Source organism: Adlercreutzia agrestimuris, from assembly GCF_943193125.1.
GTDB lineage: Bacteria > Actinomycetota > Coriobacteriia > Coriobacteriales > Eggerthellaceae > Xiamenia > Xiamenia agrestimuris.
On the sequence record NZ_CALPCX010000003.1, the window covers coordinates 141,683 to 159,867 of the forward strand.

The window sequence follows — 18,185 nt, forward strand, 5'->3', positions numbered from 1 at the left end:
GTATACGGGATGCGACAATATTTAGCGCCTTAAAACGTTATACGGTATTTTATTCTCACGAATTACAGAATTTATGCTGAACTGGGTTAATCTGATATGTTGTGATGTTTCATAGAGAAAAGTTACAAGACCGTAAATGGTATGCGCTTTTGTAAGGTTTTAATGGTACCGTTAACATAGAAGCGAACGCTATATTCGTAGTTTGAGGGAAGGCGCATATGTACCAATATGATCACAATCAGAACACGAATACCAATTCACCTTTTCGTATCCTCTTTGTGTGTCATGGTAATATCTGTCGCTCGCCTATGGCGGAATACATTCTCAAGCATCTTGTGCATCAACAAAAACAGGATGAGCATTTTTTCATTGATTCTGCCGCAACCAGTTGTGAGGAAATTGGTAATGGCGTACATCCGGGTACAAGGCGAGTACTTGAGCAGCATCACATTGCCTGTGGTGACCATCGTGCGCGTCGCCTTCGTCCTCAAGATGGTCTCTCATGGGATCTCATTGTAGCCATGGATGATGCCAATATGCGAAATATTGCAAAGATACTTCCAGCGGATACGAAAGCCTCAGTTCATAAACTCATGCTCTTTACTGGTAGTAACACTGATGTGGCTGATCCGTGGTACACCGGAGATTTTGAAACCACCTTCAATGATATATACGCTGGCTGCAAAGCGCTCTTTGCTCTTTTGCAAGGATTGATTCCTCAAGATTAGAGCTCATAGATTAGTGGTTAGCTAACTCTTGCTTTGCAAAGTGGCAACGAAACACTGACACTGCATGCTCATGCGTGTTTTACCTCCATTTTCAGACTTATGCTGGGGATGTACGAAAGTACACACGTTAAGGAGGTAATTATTATGAGTCAACGCGCATTATCTAAAGAAGATGCCGCCATTTTTGAGAGCATCCATGTTGTAAATGATTTAACTGATGCTCCTTATCAGTCAGCTCAACCACCCTATGTTTCGCTGTATCTGCCGGTTCAGCATGAAGATCGTGAAGGCGGTCGAAATGATTGGGATCGTATTGAACTGAAGGATCTCATTAAAGAAGCGCAGGAAAACCTTGAACGTATGTGTTCTGACAAAAGCCAGTATGAAGGCATTGAAAAACGTATGCGTTTTATTGAAGCTCATCCTGATTGGTTTGTATGGCAAAACTCAAAATCAGCAATTGCCTTCTTGATCAGTAACACCGCAGTTTTTGTATATCAACTTGATATTGATATCCCGAACAAAGGCTTTGTGACAGTATCTGACCAGTTCTTCATGAAACCGTTGTTCCGTGCGTTTGAGCATGGTATGCGCTATTACCTGCTGATGCTTTCAAATGACCGCTTTGGGTTTGTTGAGGGCGACCAATCTTCACTGCGTCGTATGCCTATGCCTCAATCGGTTCATGATGAGTTTTCGGAATTGTTTGAAGACTATGATGGGCATGAAGGCGCACTTGATTATGAGACGCTTGAAGGCCATAAGAGCCCATATCATGGGTGGTTATCTCGCAATGACGTTAAAAAAGAAGAGGGCGAAAAATTCTTCCGTTATGTTAATAAAGCGGTTAACGACACCTTCAAAAAACATGACCCAACACCAGTAATTCTTGTATGCCTTCCAGAACATCAAACAGAATTCCGTCGCATTTGCACTATTCACGATGTTTTAGACAAAGGTATCGAAAAAGATCCGGGTTCACTAAGCTATCCTGAACTTTTAAAAGATGCCGTGGGCTTGATGGAAGACTATCGAGAGCAGGACATCAAAAAGCTTCTTGAACAGTATTCATACGAAGCTTCACAGGGTAAAGGAAGCAGCGATCCTGTTCAGATTGGTCAAGCGCTTTTCGATAAAAAAGTTGGAACGCTCTTTATGCAAAAGGGAAAGGTATTGCCTGGATCCTTTGATGGAGCAACTGGTACGGTGACACTTGATAGCGCAACTGATCCTCAGGATGACAAAGAATTTGACCCTGCAAGTCCTGATCTTGTTGATGAGCTTGGTCAAGCGGCACTCCTTCAAGGTGCACAGATCATAGTATTGCCTGAAGAGCAGATGCCTGATGGCTGTGCAGTTGCTGCAATCTATCGCTATTAACCACGATAAGGATCTTTGTGCGAACCTCCTAACGGGTATACGGTAACTTATATACTTCGCGCAAAGCGTCCATACTTCGCGACCCGGTGAGCTGAACAAACGCCGCCGGGTCGCTTTGTTATACTATGGCTTATGAATAAAGCAGACCAACAATCACAAGAGATAATCGAAGCCATAGACGATGCTTACTTGGAAGGCTCTGAAGCTCGCGAAGCTGATGAAATTCGTAAAAGAGCTGAGGAAAAAGTAGATCGCATGGGGCAAGGGAGCACTTTTAAATTGCTCCTCGAGTTTTCTATACCCGCCGTTGTTGGCGTTGTTGTTCAGATGCTCTACAACGTTATTGATGCAGTTTATGTTGGTCATGCTGTGGGAGCCGATGGATTAGCGGCAACTACGGTAGCAAATCCGCTCATGACTGCCATGACAGCGCTTGCAATGCTTATTGGCGTTGGTGGAAATGCACTGATGGCCATCAGACTAGGGGAGGGCAAGCAAGAAGAAGCACGTCGTGTTTTAGGAGCAAGCTTTATACTTCTGATGCTTGTATCGGTTGTTGTATGGATTATTGGTGCAACACTTCTGTCTCCTGTTTTAGTTTTGTCTGGCGCAGAAGGAGAAGTTCTTCCGCTTGCGCGCTCATTTACTACAATCTTGATTGCGGGATGTCCGTTTCAATTCATTGCGTTTGGCATGAATAACTTCATTAGAACGGCTGGTTATCCTAATCGTGCACTAGGGTCGATGCTTATTGGAACAGCTGCTAATGTTGTCTTTGGTTATCTATTTATTGTTGTACTTGATGCTCAAATGGCAGGTGCAGGTCTAGCTACTGTCTGCTCGTGGATATTGTCGTCCATCTTTGTAATGCAATTCTTCCTCAAGAAAAAGTCTCCCATGCCACTGCGCAAAGAAACTCTTCATTTACGTGCACCGTTGGCGGGACGTATCTGTGTTATGGGTATTGCTCCTGCCATTATGGAATTGGGTTTTGCAGTGTCTTCCGCGCTTGAGAACAACTTGTTAGTAACCTATGGAGCAGCTGATCCGGTAGGCATAGATGGCGCGCTAGCTATTATGCGTGTACTTTCAGCGGTAGGAATGTTTACTTTTATGCCGATGGTGGGTATCGCTTCAGGAGCTCAACCAATTATTGGATACAACTACGGAGCGAAAAAATTCGATCGTATGAAACGTGTTGTGTGGCAGGCGATGCTTTTAGCTGCCGCAATTACTGTTCCTATTTGGTTGAGCGTATTACTTGCTCCAGATATGTATGCAAACCTATTCTCTCTCCCGGTGCAATATCGAAAAGAAGCAGCTTGGGCTCTTGTTCTGTTCTTAATCTTTGTCCCGATTCTCTCCATCCAAAGCATTGGCTCGAATTACTTCAATGCCACAGGCCAAGCGTTTAAGGCAACTATCTTGACTCTCACGAGACAAATTCTCTTCCTCATTCCACTCCTTATTTTTTGTCCGCAAATCTTGCCGCTCTTTACGCCACTCTCTCCGCTTGAGAGTGTTTGGTTTGCAGCATCTATATCCGATATCACATCAGTGCTGATAGTTAGTGTGTTTTTGCTCGTGGAACTGCGCCGATTAAGGCGTATAAGTGCTGCTGCATAACTTTCCCTTTACCGAACAATAGCTCCTGATCTGCGTCGTTTGCTCTGTTATGAGACCTTATGTTGGTAGAGTTCAGCTAATGGCTTTTGCCATTTTCTTATTAATGGGACGTCAAAAGGCAAGGAGGAAAGCGCGTGGCTACGCTTGGCATGCTTTGGTTCCTGATCCTTTTCCCGCTCGTTGTTGCTGCAGTATTGCTTGTAATTCGCAACAATCAGGCGAGAAACGTGATCGTGGTTGCTTCGGCAATTGTCATTGGTCTTGCATCACTAGTATTGGTTGCCGCAAACCTCGGCGTTGATCATTGGGATTCAATTCCAATGACCTCTCCGTTGGTGGTGGACATTATTTGCATGGTGCTTGGTGTTGCAATTGCTGCAGTCATTCTTTGGTTCGGCATAAAGTATAAAAACATGCTTGCATGTGTCTTAGCTGCCGTCCAAGTAGTAGGTTCCCTTATCTTTGAGTTGGTATTTGCTCATAGTGTGGAAGTAACCGAATGTCTCTATCTTGACTCTTTGTCTTTGCTGATGGCGTTCATCATTGGCATTGTTGGTTCAGGTATTTGTGTATATGCGTTAGGCTACATGGAAGATTTTCAAGCTCATGAGCCTGAAGACGCTCCTGATCGCAGACCAACATTCTTCGCATTGATGTTTGTCTTCCTCTCAGCCATGTTTGTCATTATCTTCAGCAATAACATGATGTGGATGTTTACTGGTTGGGAAGTTACAACAGTATGCTCGTTTTTGCTTATTGGCTATACGCGTACCGAAGAAGCTCTTAATAACGCATTTCGTCAGATCGTCATGAATCTCATTGGTGGAATTGGCTTTTTGGTGGCGCTTTATGTTATGGCAATTCAGATGGGTACCTTGTCATTGTTGGAGTTTCTCCAGATTGGCATTTTGTATCCTGAGATGGTTGCATTACCAGCATGCGCACTTGCTCTTGCTGGTATTACTAAAGCTGCTCAAATGCCATTTCATACATGGCTTTTGGGTGCAATGGTTGCTCCTACACCTACCAGTGCATTGCTTCATTCATCAACCATGGTTAAAGCGGGCGTCTTTTTGCTTATCAAACTTGCGCCTATCTTCTTCTTGTCAACTATTCCTTCGGTAATGGTTGTTTTGGTTGGCGGTATTACTTTCGTTTTGTGCTCTTTCATGGCAATTTCGCAAAGCAATGCGAAACGCGTGCTGGCTTACTCAACAATTGCAAACCTTGGTTTGATTGTTGCTTGTGCGGGTGTTGGTACTCCAGAGGCTGTATGGGCAGCTTGCTTCCTCATTTTGTTCCATGCTATTGCAAAGTCTCTGCTCTTCTTGTGTGTGGGCACAGCAGAACATCACATTGGTTCTCGCAATATTGAAGACATGGATCAGCTCTTCCAACGTATGCCCAAGCTAGCTCGCTTTATGATGCTTGGCATTATGGTGATGTTTATTGCGCCATTTGGAATGCTTATTGCGAAGTGGGCAACACTCGTATCATTTGTTGAGATGCGTCAAGTTGCACTCATTATGATGCTTGCCTTTGGATCTGCTGCAACCTTCTTTTTCTGGGGAAAATGGCTGGGCAAACTCTCCGCCATTGCTGCAGAGCCTGACAACGTTGAGCTTTCTGTTCACAAATCTGAGTGGGGTTCGCTTTTGCTCATGGTTGTATTGGCAATTCTGTCTTGTGCCTGCTTACCGCTTATCTCTCAAGCAGTTGTAAGCCCTTATGTTTATAGCGTATATGGCATGGGTGGAGTAGATATCCAGTTTGAAAACCAGATCCTTGCAGCTTTGCTTGCAATCGTGGTGATTGTGGTCTTGTTCGCCGGTGTCGGTAAAGCCAGTAAGTCTAAAAAAGCTCAAGTGTATCTTGCTGGCTATAGTGCCGACAATGAGCAACGTGTATTCAAGAACTCGCTTTCTGGTACTACTGAAGCTACGCTTCGCAACTGGTATCTTGAAGGCATTTTTGGCGAGGCGCGTATTCGCCCTGTCGGTGAATGGGTTTGCGGCATCATTATTGTTGCGGCCATCATTATTAGCGCCTTTGGCTCGGCAGTAGTCTTTTAGAAAGGGTGTATGAACTATGTCGATTCTTGCAGTTCTTATTGGCACCCTCATCTTTGCTCTTTTAGCACCGGTTTTGGGTTGCTTATTAGCGGGTCTTGACCGCAAGATTTCAGCACGCATGCAAGGTCGTGTTGGACCACCAATCCTTCAGCCTTACTATGATGTGCGAAAGCTTATTGAAAAAGATGATGTGGCCATTAACGGTTCGGAACGAGTGTATGTCATCTGCGCTCTTGTCTTTACGCTTATCGCGGGTGGTATCTTTGTTTCGGGTGGCAATTTGCTTATGTGCATTTTTGTACTGACGCTTGGTGCCTTATTCTTCATTCTTGCTGCATATTGCACGGCCTCTCCTTATGCGCAGATTGGTGCTTCGCGTGAAACGATGCAGGTTATGTCATATGAACCCATGGTGCTCTTTATGGCAGTTGCTTTTTTCATGTCAGTGCAGGCTATTTTGGGACTTGGTAGTTTTGATGTACGCGTCGTAACCCATCTTGAAATGCCCGTCATTACCAATATTTGGCTTGTCTTTTTAGGTTTCTTGTTCGTTTTGACTATCAAACTGCGCAAGTCTCCCTTTGACTTGTCGTATTCGCATCATGCGCATCAAGAAATCGTGAAGGGTGTTACCACTGAAATGAGTGGCAAGACACTTGCTCTTGTTGAAGTTATGCATTGGTGTGAGAACATTCTGTTTATGCTATGGGTGGCGCTCTTCTTTATTTGGGGAAATCCGGCATCCATTATTTTGGCGTTAGTTGTTGTTGCCGTAGTCTATTTCTTCGAAATCTGGATTGATAACAACTTCGCTCGCGTAAAGTGGCAAACCATGCTTACCTCTGCGTGGGTTGTGGCTCTTGTTGCTGGTGGCATTAATATTGCCTTTTTGGCATACCTGTAAAGGAGGTGCACAATGAGTTATGCGACAAAATCTCCCTGGGTGATTCATTACGATGGATCAAGTTGCAACGGATGCGATATTGAAGTATTGGCTGCACTTTGTCCTGGATATGATGTTGAGCGTTTCGGTATCATTAATACCGGAAACCCCAAACATGCTGATATCTTTTTGGTAACCGGCTCAATTAACGAGCAAAACATTTCTGTTGTGCAAGAGATTTACAATCAGATGGTTGAACCTAAAGTTGTTATTGCCTGCGGTATTTGTGCTTGTTCAGCTGGTATTTTCCATGATTGCTATAACGTTATTGGTGGTGTAGATAAAGCTATTCCTGTAGATGTCTATGCTCCAGGTTGTGCTGTTCGTCCTGAAGCCATTATTGATGCAGTTGTGCAAGGCTTAGCTATCTTGGATGAAAAATCAAAAGCGCTCAAAGCGCAGAAGAAAGGAGCGTAACGCTATGGGGTTCGCCACTGAGTTCACCACTCTTGCGCTTCAGGAATTACCAGAGCTAAGCAATCAGCGAAAAGCTGATGGTTGGCGTTTTGTGCAGTTGCTAGCCGTTAATACTGATATGGGCATTGATCTTATTTATTCTTTTATGAAAGATGGCCTACTGGTAAATTCTGAAATAAAAGGTGTTACCAAAGATCAAGTAGTTCCGAGCATTACCAATAATTTCTTAGCCGCTTTTGTGTTTGAAAACGAAGTGCATGATCTTTTTGGCGTCAATATTGAAGGAATTGCTATTGATTTCGGTGGTAATTTCTACGCACTAGCTCAAAAAGAGCCAATGACCGTCATTTCGCCTGAACAAAAAGCTGCTCGTGAAAAAGCACGCAAAATTGCTGAAGCGAAAGCAGCAAAAGAAAAAGCATCAAAAGAGGGGGCTACACCTGAGCAGGGCAAACCTCAAGCTGTAACAAGCGCGCATACTGCAGACGACGATCTTGAGGCAAAGCTTGCAGGTATGGATCCTGAAAAAGCTGCTAAGGTTCGCGCTGCAATGGCAACAAAAGCAAAAAAAGAAGCTGCACGTGATGGGGAAGGAGCCTAGTATGGGAAAAGCAACAATCATTCCTTTCGGTCCGCAGCATCCAGTATTACCCGAACCGCTTCATCTTGATCTTGTTGTTGAAGACGAGAAGGTTATTGAGGCCATTCCGCAAATTGGATTTGTTCATCGTGGCTTAGAGAAGCTCGTTGAAACACGCGACTACAATCAATTTATTTATGTAGCTGAGCGTATTTGCGGCATTTGTGCCTTTGGTCATTCTTATGGCTATGCTGAGACTGTTGAGCGCTTAATGGGCGTTGAGGTGCCGGAGCGTGGTCAGTATCTTCGTGTAATTTGGCACGAACTGTCGCGTATCCACTCGCATATTTTATGGCTCGGCCTCGCAGCAGATGCCTTTGGATATGAGAGCTTGTTCATGCATTGTTGGCGTCTGCGTGAACGTGTGCTTGATATTTTCGAAAAGACTACGGGCGGTCGCGTCATCTTTTCTGTTGTGAAAGTCGGCGGTGTTGTTCGCGATATTGATGCAGCACAATTAGCAGAAATCATCCGTGTTTTAGAAGGTATCAAGTCAGATTATCGACAGCTCATGGATGCATTTCTCAAGGATAGCTCGGTTATGAACCGTACTGTTGGTGTCGGTTATTTAAGCTTTGAAGATGCAACCAATTTAAGCATGGTTGGCCCTTTTGCACGCGCTTCAAACGTTGCCTATGACGTACGGAGCTTAGGAATTGGAGCATATGGTACGCTCTCAGATTTCCAGCCAATTGTTGATACGCAAGGCGATTGCTATGCTCGTATGAAAGTTCGCGCATTAGAGGTTTTGCAATCAATTGATATTATCGAAGAGATGATTGCTCGTATCCCAGCTGGTGATATCTCTGTACCAGTAAAAGGCAACCCTGCCGAAGGTGCAGAGGCAGCGTGTGTTGTAGAGCAGCCTCGTGGCGAATGCTATTACTATGCACGTGGAAATGGTTCAAAGAACCTTGAACGTATGCGCATGCGCACACCAACTTCACAAAACCTTGCAGGCATGGTTAAAGCGCTTGAAGGTTGCGATCTTGCTGATGTCAATATGATTATTTTGACTATTGACCCGTGTATTAGCTGTACGGAAAGGTAGGGGGTATGGGAGCATTCAAACTAGGAAAAATGACGATTTCTGGCCTCTTTAAAGAGCCTGAGACCGTGCAATATCCTGTTCAAACTAAAACACCTCCAGCCGGTCTTAAAGGTCATGTTTGCATTGATGTAACCAAGTGCATTTTGTGCGGCATTTGCCAGAAACGATGCCCTTGTAGTGCAATCAATGTAAGCAAGCAAGAGCGCACTTGGTCTATTGATAGATTTCGCTGTGTACAATGCGGAAGTTGTGTTCGCGAGTGTCCAAAGAGCTGTCTTTCAATGGATCCTGCTTATGCATCGTGTTCAACGAAAAAGCATGAAGAGGTGTTTGAGATTCCCGAGCAGCAAAAATCTGAAGAAGTAATTAAGACTGACGCATAAGGAATTTTAAGCAAATAAAACTGATAGAATGGCAAGGCACGCAAGCGTCTTGTGCATTTGAAACTACATAAGAGCCGCGAGCATTTATGCAAGCGGCTCTCTTATTTCTCTCGCTTAAGTACCAAGGAACGAATATGGCCTCACACCATCAGACAACGCAATCTCGTACTGAAAACGTAACTAATAGGGTCTTTACAGTGGCCAATGTTATTTCGTTTTTGCGTCTTTGTTTGGTTCCGGTCTTTTTTGTACTCCTTTTCAACGATCAAAACATTGCTGCTACCTTAGTGTTTGCATTTGCAGCTGCAACGGATTTTTTGGATGGACAGATTGCGCGACGCACGCATACCGTCTCAAGACTTGGTCAATTGCTTGATCCCGCTATTGACCGCATTTTGATGGTTTCTGGAGTGCTTGGCGTCTTTCTTATGGAGCGAATCCCGTTGTGGATTATTATTTTGGTGGTAGCTCGCGACGCTTTCTTATTAATTGGCGGCGCAATTCTTATTAAACGCTACCATATTCGCGTTCCTGTAATTTATCCAGGTAAATTTGCAACGACATTCTTGTTTATTGGTTTCGCTGGACTTTTACTCAATATGCCTCTGCTGCCAGGACTGGGTCTAACTGATGTATCGTGGCTTCCAGGGTTTAATGCGCAAAGCTGCTCGTGGGGAATTTGGTTTGTTTATGTTGGCTTAGTTTTAGCTATTATTACTACTATATATTACTGCGTTTCAGCTTATAAACAGCTCAAAGTGTTAAAGGCAAAAGGACGCTCAAGCACCTCATCAGATAAGGGCGAATGACATCTATGCCTACTAAGCGAACGCAACCAAAACCATCAGTAAAGAAAAAGGCTGTTAAGTCAGTTTCAAAAAAACCTGCGCAAAAGAAGGTCGTTTCTCAAAAGAACACCGCGCAGAAACCTTCTATAAAATCACGCAAAACATGTTCACCCAAAAACAAAAGCGCTGCTCACAATCTTGCACAAACCTCTCGCAAGCGTGTCAAAGTTGCTCTTGTTGCAGCTGCTTTGGTGCTTTTAGGTGTAGGGATAGCTTTCGGTGTAGATTATTCACAAAATGCAAACCGTGCTTATCCCGGTGTTTATATTGGTGATGTTTCGGTTGGAGGCAAAACAGAAGCTGAAATTGAAGAGTTGCTTGCTGAAAGATATTCAAGCAATACTAATGAAGTGCCTATAGTTGTCTTTGCAAGCGAAGAGGCTCGTATGCAAGCAAGCCCTGAGGATGCCTACCAAGAAGCTCTTTTGGCTGAGCAAATAAGTGTTGAAGAAGATCAGAATTCTCGTCAATTTTGGCAAACCACCACTCAGGATTTGGGAATATCTTTAGATACCGCATCGCTTGCGCAAGAAGCTCTTTCTATTGGACGCTCTTGTGGTGGAATAGCTACAAGAATTGATGCCGCTCAAAATGGCTATGTTATAGAACCGCGTTTTAACTATGATGAAAGTGCTTTCGATGAATTCCTCATTTCAATTAATGCAGCACTGGGAACACAAACTGTTGAAAGCGATATTACTGTTGAAGGTGGTGTGGCATATCCGTATGAAGGGCAAGATGGTTATCTTGTCAAAAAAGATAGTCTTAAGCGCGAGATCAATACAAGCCTACAGGGCACACAAATTGACTCAATTGACCTTGTTGCTCAACTTGAAGATGCACCTTTTCATATTACCTATGAGCAGGCATCAACTGTGGCAGATGAGGTTACACATGCACTCCGTAACGGAGTGGTGTTTACCAGTAATGGTGTAGATGTTTCTTTCAGTGCAGACGAGGTTGGTTCATGGATTAGCACACATGCTGATGAGGCCGAAAATGGATGGGTGCTTCAACCAAATATCAATGTTGATAAAGCACATGATGCAATTATCGCTCAAGCTCATCAATTTGGTTATGAAAAGCCTTCGGCCGTTCACTTCATCAACACCAACACTCATACAGTAAGCGTTGAAACTGATAACGCTGCTTCGCTTCCGCTTACCTCAGAAGCGGTATCATCTTTAGATGATGCGTTATTCGGTACTCAAGGTAAAGCCTTCGGCTTATCTGATTATGAAGACTCAGCAGTGGTTGTAGAGCTTCCGTTTGAAGATTCTCTTACAACTCTCACGCTTGATGAGGCAATAGATCATGGACTCATATGTGTCATTTCGCGGTTTACTACTGCCTATACAACAGGAGTTGGTACAGAAAATCGTAATCATAATATCGAACTGGTTTCGTCGCTTTTAAATAACTCTGTCATTCCTTCTCAAGCAAGCTGGTCCTTTAATGGTACGGCAGGCGAGTGTAATGAGGCGGCTGGATTTCTGGATGCTGGAGCCATTGTAGATGGAGAATATGCATCAGAATTTGGAGGCGGCATTTGCCAAGTTGCAACTACGATCTTTAATGCGGTATTTGAGTCAGGTTTTCCAGTTGATCGTCGTTATAACCATAGCCTTTACATGGCCAGTTATCCAGCCGGTCGAGATGCTGCAGTTAGTTGGCCTGACCTAGATTTGATATGGACTAACGATTCGCAAAGTGAAGTTCTTTTGACGGTAACCTGTGACAGTGGTGCTCTTACCGCTACGTTATATGGAGTTGACCCAGGCTATAGCGTCACTTCTGAGACGAGTGAATGGGAAGAAGGCAAAGAATATTCAACGCGAACTGAACTGGACGAGACTCTTGCACCGAATACCAGTTATACAAAAACGCGTGGTGTTGACGGTAGTAAAATTTCTGTGACCCGTTCAGTGATGGATGAAAAAGGATCGCTCATTCGCAAAGATTTATTTGTTTCTATATATGAGCCAGTAACCGAGGTAATTGTTGAGGGGCCAAAAGATCAGGACGAAGACTCTGAGGAAATTGATAAGAAAAGCTGATGGAGAGAGAGGCAATTGTGTATTTCCAACCAGAAATTGAAACTATGCCACGTGATGAGTTGCGCGATTTACAACTTGAGCGTATGAAGAACAGCTTTCGTCATGCATTTGAAAATGTTGAACACTATCAGCAAACATTTGCTGAAGCAGGTGTAACTCCAGATGACCTTGAATCGCTTGATGACTTATCAAAGTTTCCCTTTCTAACAAAACAGGATATGCGTGATGCGTACCCAACAAACCTATTTGCCGTTCCTAATAAGGATGTTGCTCGAATCCATGCATCATCTGGCACAACTGGACAAGCAACCGTTGTCGGCCATACCGCAGAAGACCTTAAGAATTGGGGCGATTGTTTTGCGCGTGGCATCGGTATGGTAGGTGGTTCTGCTGATTCAACCCTGCAAGTATCATATGGCTATGGTTTGTTTACCGGTGGTTTAGGTGCTCATGCTGGTGGTGAATCTATCGGCTGTACCGTTATTCCAACTTCATCAGGAAACACCAAACGTCAAATCCAGATGATGAAAGATCTTAAAACTGACATTTTGGCATGTACACCCTCATATGCACTTCTTATTGCAGATACTGCAATTGAGATGGGTTATGACCCTGCAACAGAATTTCAAATCTCAGCAGTTATCTGCGGCGCTGAACCCGCTTCGCAGAACATGAAAGATGAGATTGCTGAAAAACTAGGTGTGCAATATTGTGATGTGTATGGACTCTCAGAAGTTATGGGTCCGGGTGTTGCAATGGAGTGTGCGGAAAAGGGCGGCATTCATATTGCTGAAGACCAATTCTATTGCGAGATCATCAATCCTGAAACACTTGAGCCTGTAGAGGTAGGAGAGTGGGGAGAGCTCGTCATTACCACTCTTACGCGTCAAGCAACGCCACTAGTTCGCTATCGCACACGAGATGTTACTCGTATTATCGAGGAGCCTTGTGCTTGTGGTCGCACGCATCGCAAGATTGATTATTTGCGCGGTCGCACCGACGACATGCTTATTATTCGAGGTGTTAATGTATTCCCATCTCAAATTGAGCAAGTCATTACTGAGTTCCCTGAGATTGCAACGCAGTACCAAATCGTTCTAACCACTAAAGGTCCGCTTGATCATGTAGAGCTTCAAGTTGAAACGGTGCCGGAATTCCCCATTGACGAGATTCGCAAACTTGAGGAGCTTAAGGCGCGTCTTGGTGCAGAATTGAAGAGTAATCTACAAGTTTCTGTTGACATTAAGCTGGTAGAACCAAAGACTATCGAACGTAGTGAAGGCAAAGCAAAACGCATTATTGATCTGCGAGAAGGGAAATAATATGCTAGCGCAACTAACCGTCTTTTTAGAGAATGAAAAAGGTCGTCTTGCTGCGGCATGTCGTGCAATTTCTGATGCAGGTTCAAATATGCACACGCTCGTTGTCGCGGATACTGCAGATTTTGGTGTAGCTCGTATGCTCTGTGACAATCCTGAGAAGTGTGCAGAAGTTTTGCGTGAGCAAGGCTGGCGTGCAGCAGTGTCTCCTGTCCTAGGTGTTCGCGTACCAAATGTTCCGGGTGGACTTGCGCAAATGCTAGAATTCTTAGATGAGATTGATGTCAATGTTGAGTATGGTTACTGTATTACCTTAAGCAACGAATCGGCTGTTGACATCTTTAAAGTAAGCGACGATGGCACGGTTGAAGCCCGCCTTGAACAAGCGGGATTTGAGATCGTAGCTCCGGAGGATATCTATACCATTGACTAAAGTAACATCACAATACTTACCGAGCTTGCGCGTACGCGTTTTGGCGTGCGCGCTTGCGCTCGTTTTGCTTTGCGCAACTTCATTTGTTTCTACAACTGATGCTTTTGCTGATGTTCGCAAAGCTGACGTTATCTATGGTGAAACAGTTGATGCACGTGGTCTTGCTGTAGCACAATGTCCCAGCATCGATGCAAATTTTGCCATGGTTATGGACGCGCAAGGAACTATCTATTTTGAGCGTAATGCTTTTACGGCGGCGCAAATTGCATCAATTACTAAAGTGATGACTGCTGTAGTTGCACTTGATGCTATCAACGAAGGTCTTGTAAGCCTTGACACACCCGTAAGCGTATCTTCGGCTGCGGCATATGTTGGCGAATCAAGTGCTGGCCTGCAAGAGGGCGATACTATGGATATGGCTACCGCACTTAAAGCTTTACTGGTTCCTTCGGGAAATGATGCTGCTGTGGCCATTGCAGAGACAGTTGGGCAAGCATTAATAAATGCTGGTCAAAGCACTAACGCTGACCCTGAAAGCGCATTTGTTGAAGCCATGAATTCTAAGGCACAAGAGATTGGATGCACCGATTCGGTTTATGAGAATCCCCATGGTCTAGATTTTGATGAGCATGCTGGAAACCTTCATTCAACTGCTTCAGATATTGCCAAACTTATTCAATATGCCATGAAAAATGATCTGTTTCGTGAGGATGTAGCGCTTGGTGACACTACTATTACTGTGTCGCGTGATGGTCAGCCAACCGACGTTTTCTTGCAGGCTACTGATCAATTTATTAACTATAGTGACTATGCCATTGGTGTTAAAACTGGATTTACCGAACTTGCGGGTGCCTCGTTTGCAGGCGCTACCAACAAGGACGGTTTTGAGCTGTATGCAATAGTTTTAGACTCATCATCTGAAGAGCAGCGTTTTGTTGACGCTACAACCTTGACTGATTGGGTGTACGATCATTTGGTAGATTATCCTTTGGCGCATAGCGATCAAAATGTGACCATGAACGGGCAGTCAGTTCCCCTTGTTGCAGAAGTTGCTTGTGAGAGTTGGATTGACAAAACTGTTCCTGCTACACTTGCTGATCCAGCTGCTGCGGTAGAAGTGTTTGACCTCAACGGCAACGTCAGTCAAGTTGTAGAGTTTAATGAGTTGACTGGTGACATTCATGTTGGCGATGTGGTTGGTACCATTACTTTTAAGCAACGGAATCAAACTATTGCTCAAATGGACCTTGTTGCTTGCCAAGATCAGCCTGCACCAAGCTTCTTTGAAGGTATTGGCATTTGGTGGGATAGGCTCTTTAGAGGCTTTTCTGGTCAACCGCAAGTAGCTCAATCGGTTGTGATTAATGAAACACCTTTTTTAGTAGATCGCTCGCAAACGCAAACCACTGAGTAGAGCGCTTCATACTGATTACTTTGTAAGCACTGAATCAAGACCAAGCATGGAGGGAATAGATATGTCGAAGCTTTGTCCAGTTTGCAACAGCCCTGTTGACGATCAAGCTAGCAGTTGTTCTTGCTGTGGTTTTAAATTCTTGGGCGCAACGCAGCAATTCAAGCCTATCTCTTTAGACGAATCTTTCGAGATTCCCGCAAATTCGCATGCAAGCGCAACACTGCAGGTAGTTCGCGGACCTCAGACGGGGATTACCATTCCACTTACGCAAGAAACTATTACGATTGGTAGAAGTCCACAGTGCTCACTCTTTCTCAATGATATGACTGTATCGCGTGAGCATGCCAGCGTATCTCCTGGTCATGGTGGCTATATTATTACCGATGACAATTCGTTTAACGGTGTATGGGTCAACAACAAAAGTGTTGTTTCTCATTTACTTGCACCAGGCGACATTATTCAAATCGGTTCGTTTTGCTTGATTTATCAAGAGGACTAGGCAGTAAGCACGTACTTCTTTAAGGATTGTGACATATGGAACTACTTTCTGGAAATGAAGCTATAGCGCAAGGGGCATGGGAAGCAGGAGCTCACATTGGCGTTGCTTATCCTGGTACACCCTCAACAGAAACACTTGAGGTCTTTTCAAAAAAAGAAGGCGTTTATGCCGAGTGGGCTGTCAACGAGAAGGTTGCTGTAGAAGTAGGGGTTGGTGCTTCAGCCGCTGGTGCGCGAGTGCTAACTACCATGAAACATGTTGGCGTAAATGTGGCAGCAGACCCACTTTTTACTGCGGCATATACTGGTGTTGGTGGCGGTTTGGTTGTTCTTGCTGCCGATGATCCTGGAATGTATTCATCTCAAAATGAGCAAGATTCTCATTGGTATGCTCGAGCTGCTTGTATTCCTATGTTGGATCCCGCGAATTCGCAGGAAGCACTTGACTATACGCGAGATGCTTTTGACCTCTCAGAAGAATTTGATGTTCCGGTCTTTATCCACTCAACCGTACGAATTTCTCATACAAAAACTCCTGTTGAAACTGGTGTTCGCCAAGAGCATGAAATAAAACCTTATGAAAGCAATGCAGCTAAATGGGTCATGATGCCCGCATTCGCTAAACCGCGTCGTAAAGTGCAGCTTGAACGCATTGACACATTGAGAAGCTGGGTTGAAACATGCTCGTATAACAAGATAATATGGCGCTCCAAACAGGTCGGTGTTGTATGTGCAGGTGCTGTATTTGAGCATGTTATTGAAGCTCTACCAGAAGCCTCTGTCTTCAAACTTGGGGTAACATGGCCGCTTCCGCAAAATGCTCTAAAAACCTTTGCCGAGGGCGTAGAATCTCTCTATGTCATTGAAGAAGGATCTGAATATTTAACTGAGAGCGTTCGTGCATGCGGCGTAGAAGTGAGCGCTTTTGAATATCCACTTCCGCGTGATGGCGAGCTTTCCCCTGGTCTTATTCGGAAAGCTTTTGGATTAGGCGAGCCTACACATGCCGAAGCGCCACAAAATATTCCGCCACGTCCGCCTGCTCTTTGTGCAGGCTGCCCCCATCGTCTTTTTTTTAAGGAACTCTCACGCCTGAAGGCAATAATTACTGGCGATATTGGATGTTACACCCTTGGTGCACTTCCACCACTGCAGGCTATGGATACTTGTGTTGATATGGGCGCATCAGTTTCTATGTCACATGGTTTTGAGTTGGCACTTTCGCATACAGACCACCGTCCGGTTGTTGGGGTTATTGGAGACTCTACTTTTGCTCATTCGGGTCTCTCTTCGCTTATTTCGACCGTATACAACAATGGCGGCGGCACTATTTGTATCCTTGACAATCGAACGACCGCAATGACGGGGCGTCAAGGCAACCCCTTTAATGGTCAAACGCTACAAAATCGTCCTTCACGTGAGCTAGACATAGAGGCGGTCGTACGAGCACTCGGTGTAAAAGATGTACGCCTTGTTGATCCAAATGATGCAAAAGCAGTTCGCAAGGCCCTCAAGGAAGCAACGTCAAATACTGAGCTTTCCGTAATTGTTTTCAAGAGCCCATGCGTTTTGATTGATCGTATTCGTAAACCAGCATATGTGGTGAGCGAGTCTTGCACCAGCTGCGGTGTTTGTTCAACGCTCGGATGTCCGGCAATTTCAAAAAGACCAGATACCGATCAAGCGCTCATAGATCCCTATCAATGTATCGGGTGTGGCCAATGTGCGCAGTATTGTGCTTTTGGTGCCATCGTAACCTGCGAAGAAGGTGGTTTGAATGAGTAATGTAACGACGGTGTTGCTGTGCGGAGTTGGTGGACAAGGCACTATTTTGGCAGCCGATCTTCTTGCGCATACAGCCCTAGAATCAGGTTACGACGTAAAAGTTTCTGAAATACATGGTATGTCACAGCGCGGCGGATCAGTCACTACCGTGGTTCGTTTTGGTACTGATGGCGTTGATTCCATGGTTTGTGACAAGGGATGCGCTGACTGCGTTGTTTCATTTGAGACTACCGAAGCGCTTCGCAACCTGCCCTTCGTGCGTGAAGATGGTTTTTTGTTAGTTGCCGATGAGACAATCCAGCCACTTCCTGTACTAATCGGCAAAGCAACTATGCCTGAAAACCCTTATGAGCAACTCCAAAAAGCACACGCTATGGTTATCCCTGCGGCACAGATTGCTGCAGATTTGGGCAGTCCTAAGTCAGTCAACGTAGTTTTGCTTGGTGCGCTGGCAACTCAATTAGATTTTGGGGTGGACGCATGGGAAAAGATTATCTCGAAACGCGTTCCACCCAAAACTGTAGAAAAGAACCTGGCAGCATTTCGCGAAGGTTATACGCACGCAGCTCAATAGGGTATAAACGCACCTAA

17 protein-coding genes are annotated in these 18,185 nt (G+C 44.6%); all 17 read left to right on the forward strand.

Features of this window, described 5'->3' with window-relative positions:
• Nucleotides 1–218 precede the first annotated feature (218 nt).
• The 17 genes from NFR28_RS06230 (at nucleotide 219) to NFR28_RS06310 (ending at nucleotide 18,168) form a co-directional block, all read left to right on the forward strand.
• Nucleotides 219–728 (forward strand): low molecular weight protein-tyrosine-phosphatase, encoded by a 510-nt coding sequence (locus NFR28_RS06230; RefSeq protein WP_251178972.1) that lies wholly within the window; start codon nucleotides 219–221, stop codon nucleotides 726–728.
• Nucleotides 729–872: 144 nt separating this feature from the next.
• Complete coding sequence (locus tag NFR28_RS06235) at nucleotides 873–2,108, forward strand: baeRF8 domain-containing protein (RefSeq protein WP_251178973.1); 1,236 nt, start codon at nucleotides 873–875, stop codon at nucleotides 2,106–2,108.
• 132 nt (nucleotides 2,109–2,240) lie between these two features.
• Nucleotides 2,241–3,734 (forward strand): MATE family efflux transporter, encoded by a 1,494-nt coding sequence (locus NFR28_RS06240; protein ID WP_251178974.1) that lies wholly within the window; start codon nucleotides 2,241–2,243, stop codon nucleotides 3,732–3,734.
• 134 nt (nucleotides 3,735–3,868) lie between these two features.
• The gene (locus NFR28_RS06245) at nucleotides 3,869–5,806 is read left to right on the forward strand and encodes an NADH-quinone oxidoreductase subunit 5 family protein (protein ID WP_251178975.1); all 1,938 of its coding nucleotides are present in this window, start codon (nucleotides 3,869–3,871) and stop codon (nucleotides 5,804–5,806) included.
• Nucleotides 5,807–5,822: 16 nt separating this feature from the next.
• A complete protein-coding gene (locus NFR28_RS06250; RefSeq protein ID WP_251178976.1) occupies nucleotides 5,823–6,710 on the forward strand; it encodes a respiratory chain complex I subunit 1 family protein in 888 nt (295 codons plus the stop codon).
• Nucleotides 6,711–6,722: 12 nt separating this feature from the next.
• Nucleotides 6,723–7,166, forward strand: a complete 444-nt coding sequence (locus tag NFR28_RS06255; protein ID WP_120360444.1) for an NADH-quinone oxidoreductase subunit B family protein — start codon at nucleotides 6,723–6,725, stop codon at nucleotides 7,164–7,166.
• Between the two features lie 4 nt (nucleotides 7,167–7,170).
• Nucleotides 7,171–7,767: an NADH-quinone oxidoreductase subunit C gene (locus NFR28_RS06260; protein WP_251178977.1), complete on the forward strand. Its 597-nt coding sequence runs from the start codon at nucleotides 7,171–7,173 to the stop codon at nucleotides 7,765–7,767.
• A gap of 1 nt (nucleotide 7,768) precedes the next feature.
• Nucleotides 7,769–8,857 (forward strand): hydrogenase large subunit, encoded by a 1,089-nt coding sequence (locus tag NFR28_RS06265; protein WP_251178978.1) that lies wholly within the window; start codon nucleotides 7,769–7,771, stop codon nucleotides 8,855–8,857.
• Between the two features lie 5 nt (nucleotides 8,858–8,862).
• Entirely contained in the window at nucleotides 8,863–9,240 is a 378-nt protein-coding gene (locus tag NFR28_RS06270) for a 4Fe-4S dicluster domain-containing protein (RefSeq protein ID WP_251178979.1), read from the forward strand.
• Nucleotides 9,241–9,374: 134 nt separating this feature from the next.
• Entirely contained in the window at nucleotides 9,375–10,049 is a 675-nt protein-coding gene (locus NFR28_RS06275; protein ID WP_251178980.1) for a CDP-alcohol phosphatidyltransferase family protein, read from the forward strand.
• Nucleotides 10,050–10,054: 5 nt separating this feature from the next.
• Complete coding sequence (locus NFR28_RS06280) at nucleotides 10,055–12,145, forward strand: VanW family protein (RefSeq protein WP_251178981.1); 2,091 nt, start codon at nucleotides 10,055–10,057, stop codon at nucleotides 12,143–12,145.
• Between the two features lie 17 nt (nucleotides 12,146–12,162).
• Nucleotides 12,163–13,467 carry a phenylacetate--CoA ligase family protein gene (locus tag NFR28_RS06285; RefSeq protein ID WP_251179091.1) on the forward strand — a complete coding sequence of 435 codons (1,305 nt, stop codon included), beginning with the start codon at nucleotides 12,163–12,165 and terminating at the stop codon, nucleotides 13,465–13,467.
• Nucleotide 13,468: 1 nt separating this feature from the next.
• Entirely contained in the window at nucleotides 13,469–13,897 is a 429-nt protein-coding gene (locus NFR28_RS06290; protein WP_251178982.1) for an amino acid-binding protein, read from the forward strand.
• Nucleotides 13,890–15,311, forward strand: a complete 1,422-nt coding sequence (locus tag NFR28_RS06295) for a D-alanyl-D-alanine carboxypeptidase family protein (RefSeq protein ID WP_251178983.1) — start codon at nucleotides 13,890–13,892, stop codon at nucleotides 15,309–15,311. The genes NFR28_RS06290 and NFR28_RS06295 overlap by 8 nt, the downstream gene beginning before the upstream one ends.
• 61 nt (nucleotides 15,312–15,372) lie before the next feature.
• Nucleotides 15,373–15,810, forward strand: coding sequence for an FHA domain-containing protein (locus NFR28_RS06300; protein WP_251178984.1), 438 nt, complete (start codon nucleotides 15,373–15,375; stop codon nucleotides 15,808–15,810).
• Nucleotides 15,811–15,845: 35 nt separating this feature from the next.
• Nucleotides 15,846–17,594 (forward strand): thiamine pyrophosphate-dependent enzyme, encoded by a 1,749-nt coding sequence (locus NFR28_RS06305; protein WP_251178985.1) that lies wholly within the window; start codon nucleotides 15,846–15,848, stop codon nucleotides 17,592–17,594.
• On the forward strand, nucleotides 17,587–18,168 hold the full coding sequence (locus NFR28_RS06310) for an indolepyruvate oxidoreductase subunit beta (protein ID WP_251178986.1): 582 nt from the start codon (nucleotides 17,587–17,589) through the stop codon (nucleotides 18,166–18,168). The genes NFR28_RS06305 and NFR28_RS06310 overlap by 8 nt, the downstream gene beginning before the upstream one ends.
• Nucleotides 18,169–18,185: the final 17 nt, after the last annotated feature.

Bases quoted from the DNA above. Each gene is read 5' to 3' on its own strand.
- NFR28_RS06240 (WP_251178974.1), top strand. From the start codon at position 2,241: ATGAATAAAGCAGACCAACAATCACAAGAGATAATCGAAGCCATAGAC.
- NFR28_RS06255 (WP_120360444.1), top strand. From the start codon at position 6,723: ATGAGTTATGCGACAAAATCTCCCTGGGTGATTCATTACGATGGATCA.
- NFR28_RS06270 (WP_251178979.1), top strand. From the start codon at position 8,863: ATGGGAGCATTCAAACTAGGAAAAATGACGATTTCTGGCCTCTTTAAA.
- NFR28_RS06250 (WP_251178976.1), top strand. From the start codon at position 5,823: ATGTCGATTCTTGCAGTTCTTATTGGCACCCTCATCTTTGCTCTTTTA.
- NFR28_RS06300 (WP_251178984.1), top strand. From the start codon at position 15,373: ATGTCGAAGCTTTGTCCAGTTTGCAACAGCCCTGTTGACGATCAAGCT.
- NFR28_RS06290 (WP_251178982.1), top strand. From the start codon at position 13,469: ATGCTAGCGCAACTAACCGTCTTTTTAGAGAATGAAAAAGGTCGTCTT.
- NFR28_RS06305 (WP_251178985.1), top strand. From the start codon at position 15,846: ATGGAACTACTTTCTGGAAATGAAGCTATAGCGCAAGGGGCATGGGAA.
- NFR28_RS06265 (WP_251178978.1), top strand. From the start codon at position 7,769: ATGGGAAAAGCAACAATCATTCCTTTCGGTCCGCAGCATCCAGTATTA.
- NFR28_RS06275 (WP_251178980.1), top strand. From the start codon at position 9,375: ATGGCCTCACACCATCAGACAACGCAATCTCGTACTGAAAACGTAACT.
- NFR28_RS06310 (WP_251178986.1), top strand. From the start codon at position 17,587: ATGAGTAATGTAACGACGGTGTTGCTGTGCGGAGTTGGTGGACAAGGC.
- NFR28_RS06235 (WP_251178973.1), top strand. From the start codon at position 873: ATGAGTCAACGCGCATTATCTAAAGAAGATGCCGCCATTTTTGAGAGC.
- NFR28_RS06230 (WP_251178972.1), top strand. From the start codon at position 219: ATGTACCAATATGATCACAATCAGAACACGAATACCAATTCACCTTTT.
- NFR28_RS06260 (WP_251178977.1), top strand. From the start codon at position 7,171: ATGGGGTTCGCCACTGAGTTCACCACTCTTGCGCTTCAGGAATTACCA.
- NFR28_RS06280 (WP_251178981.1), top strand. From the start codon at position 10,055: ATGCCTACTAAGCGAACGCAACCAAAACCATCAGTAAAGAAAAAGGCT.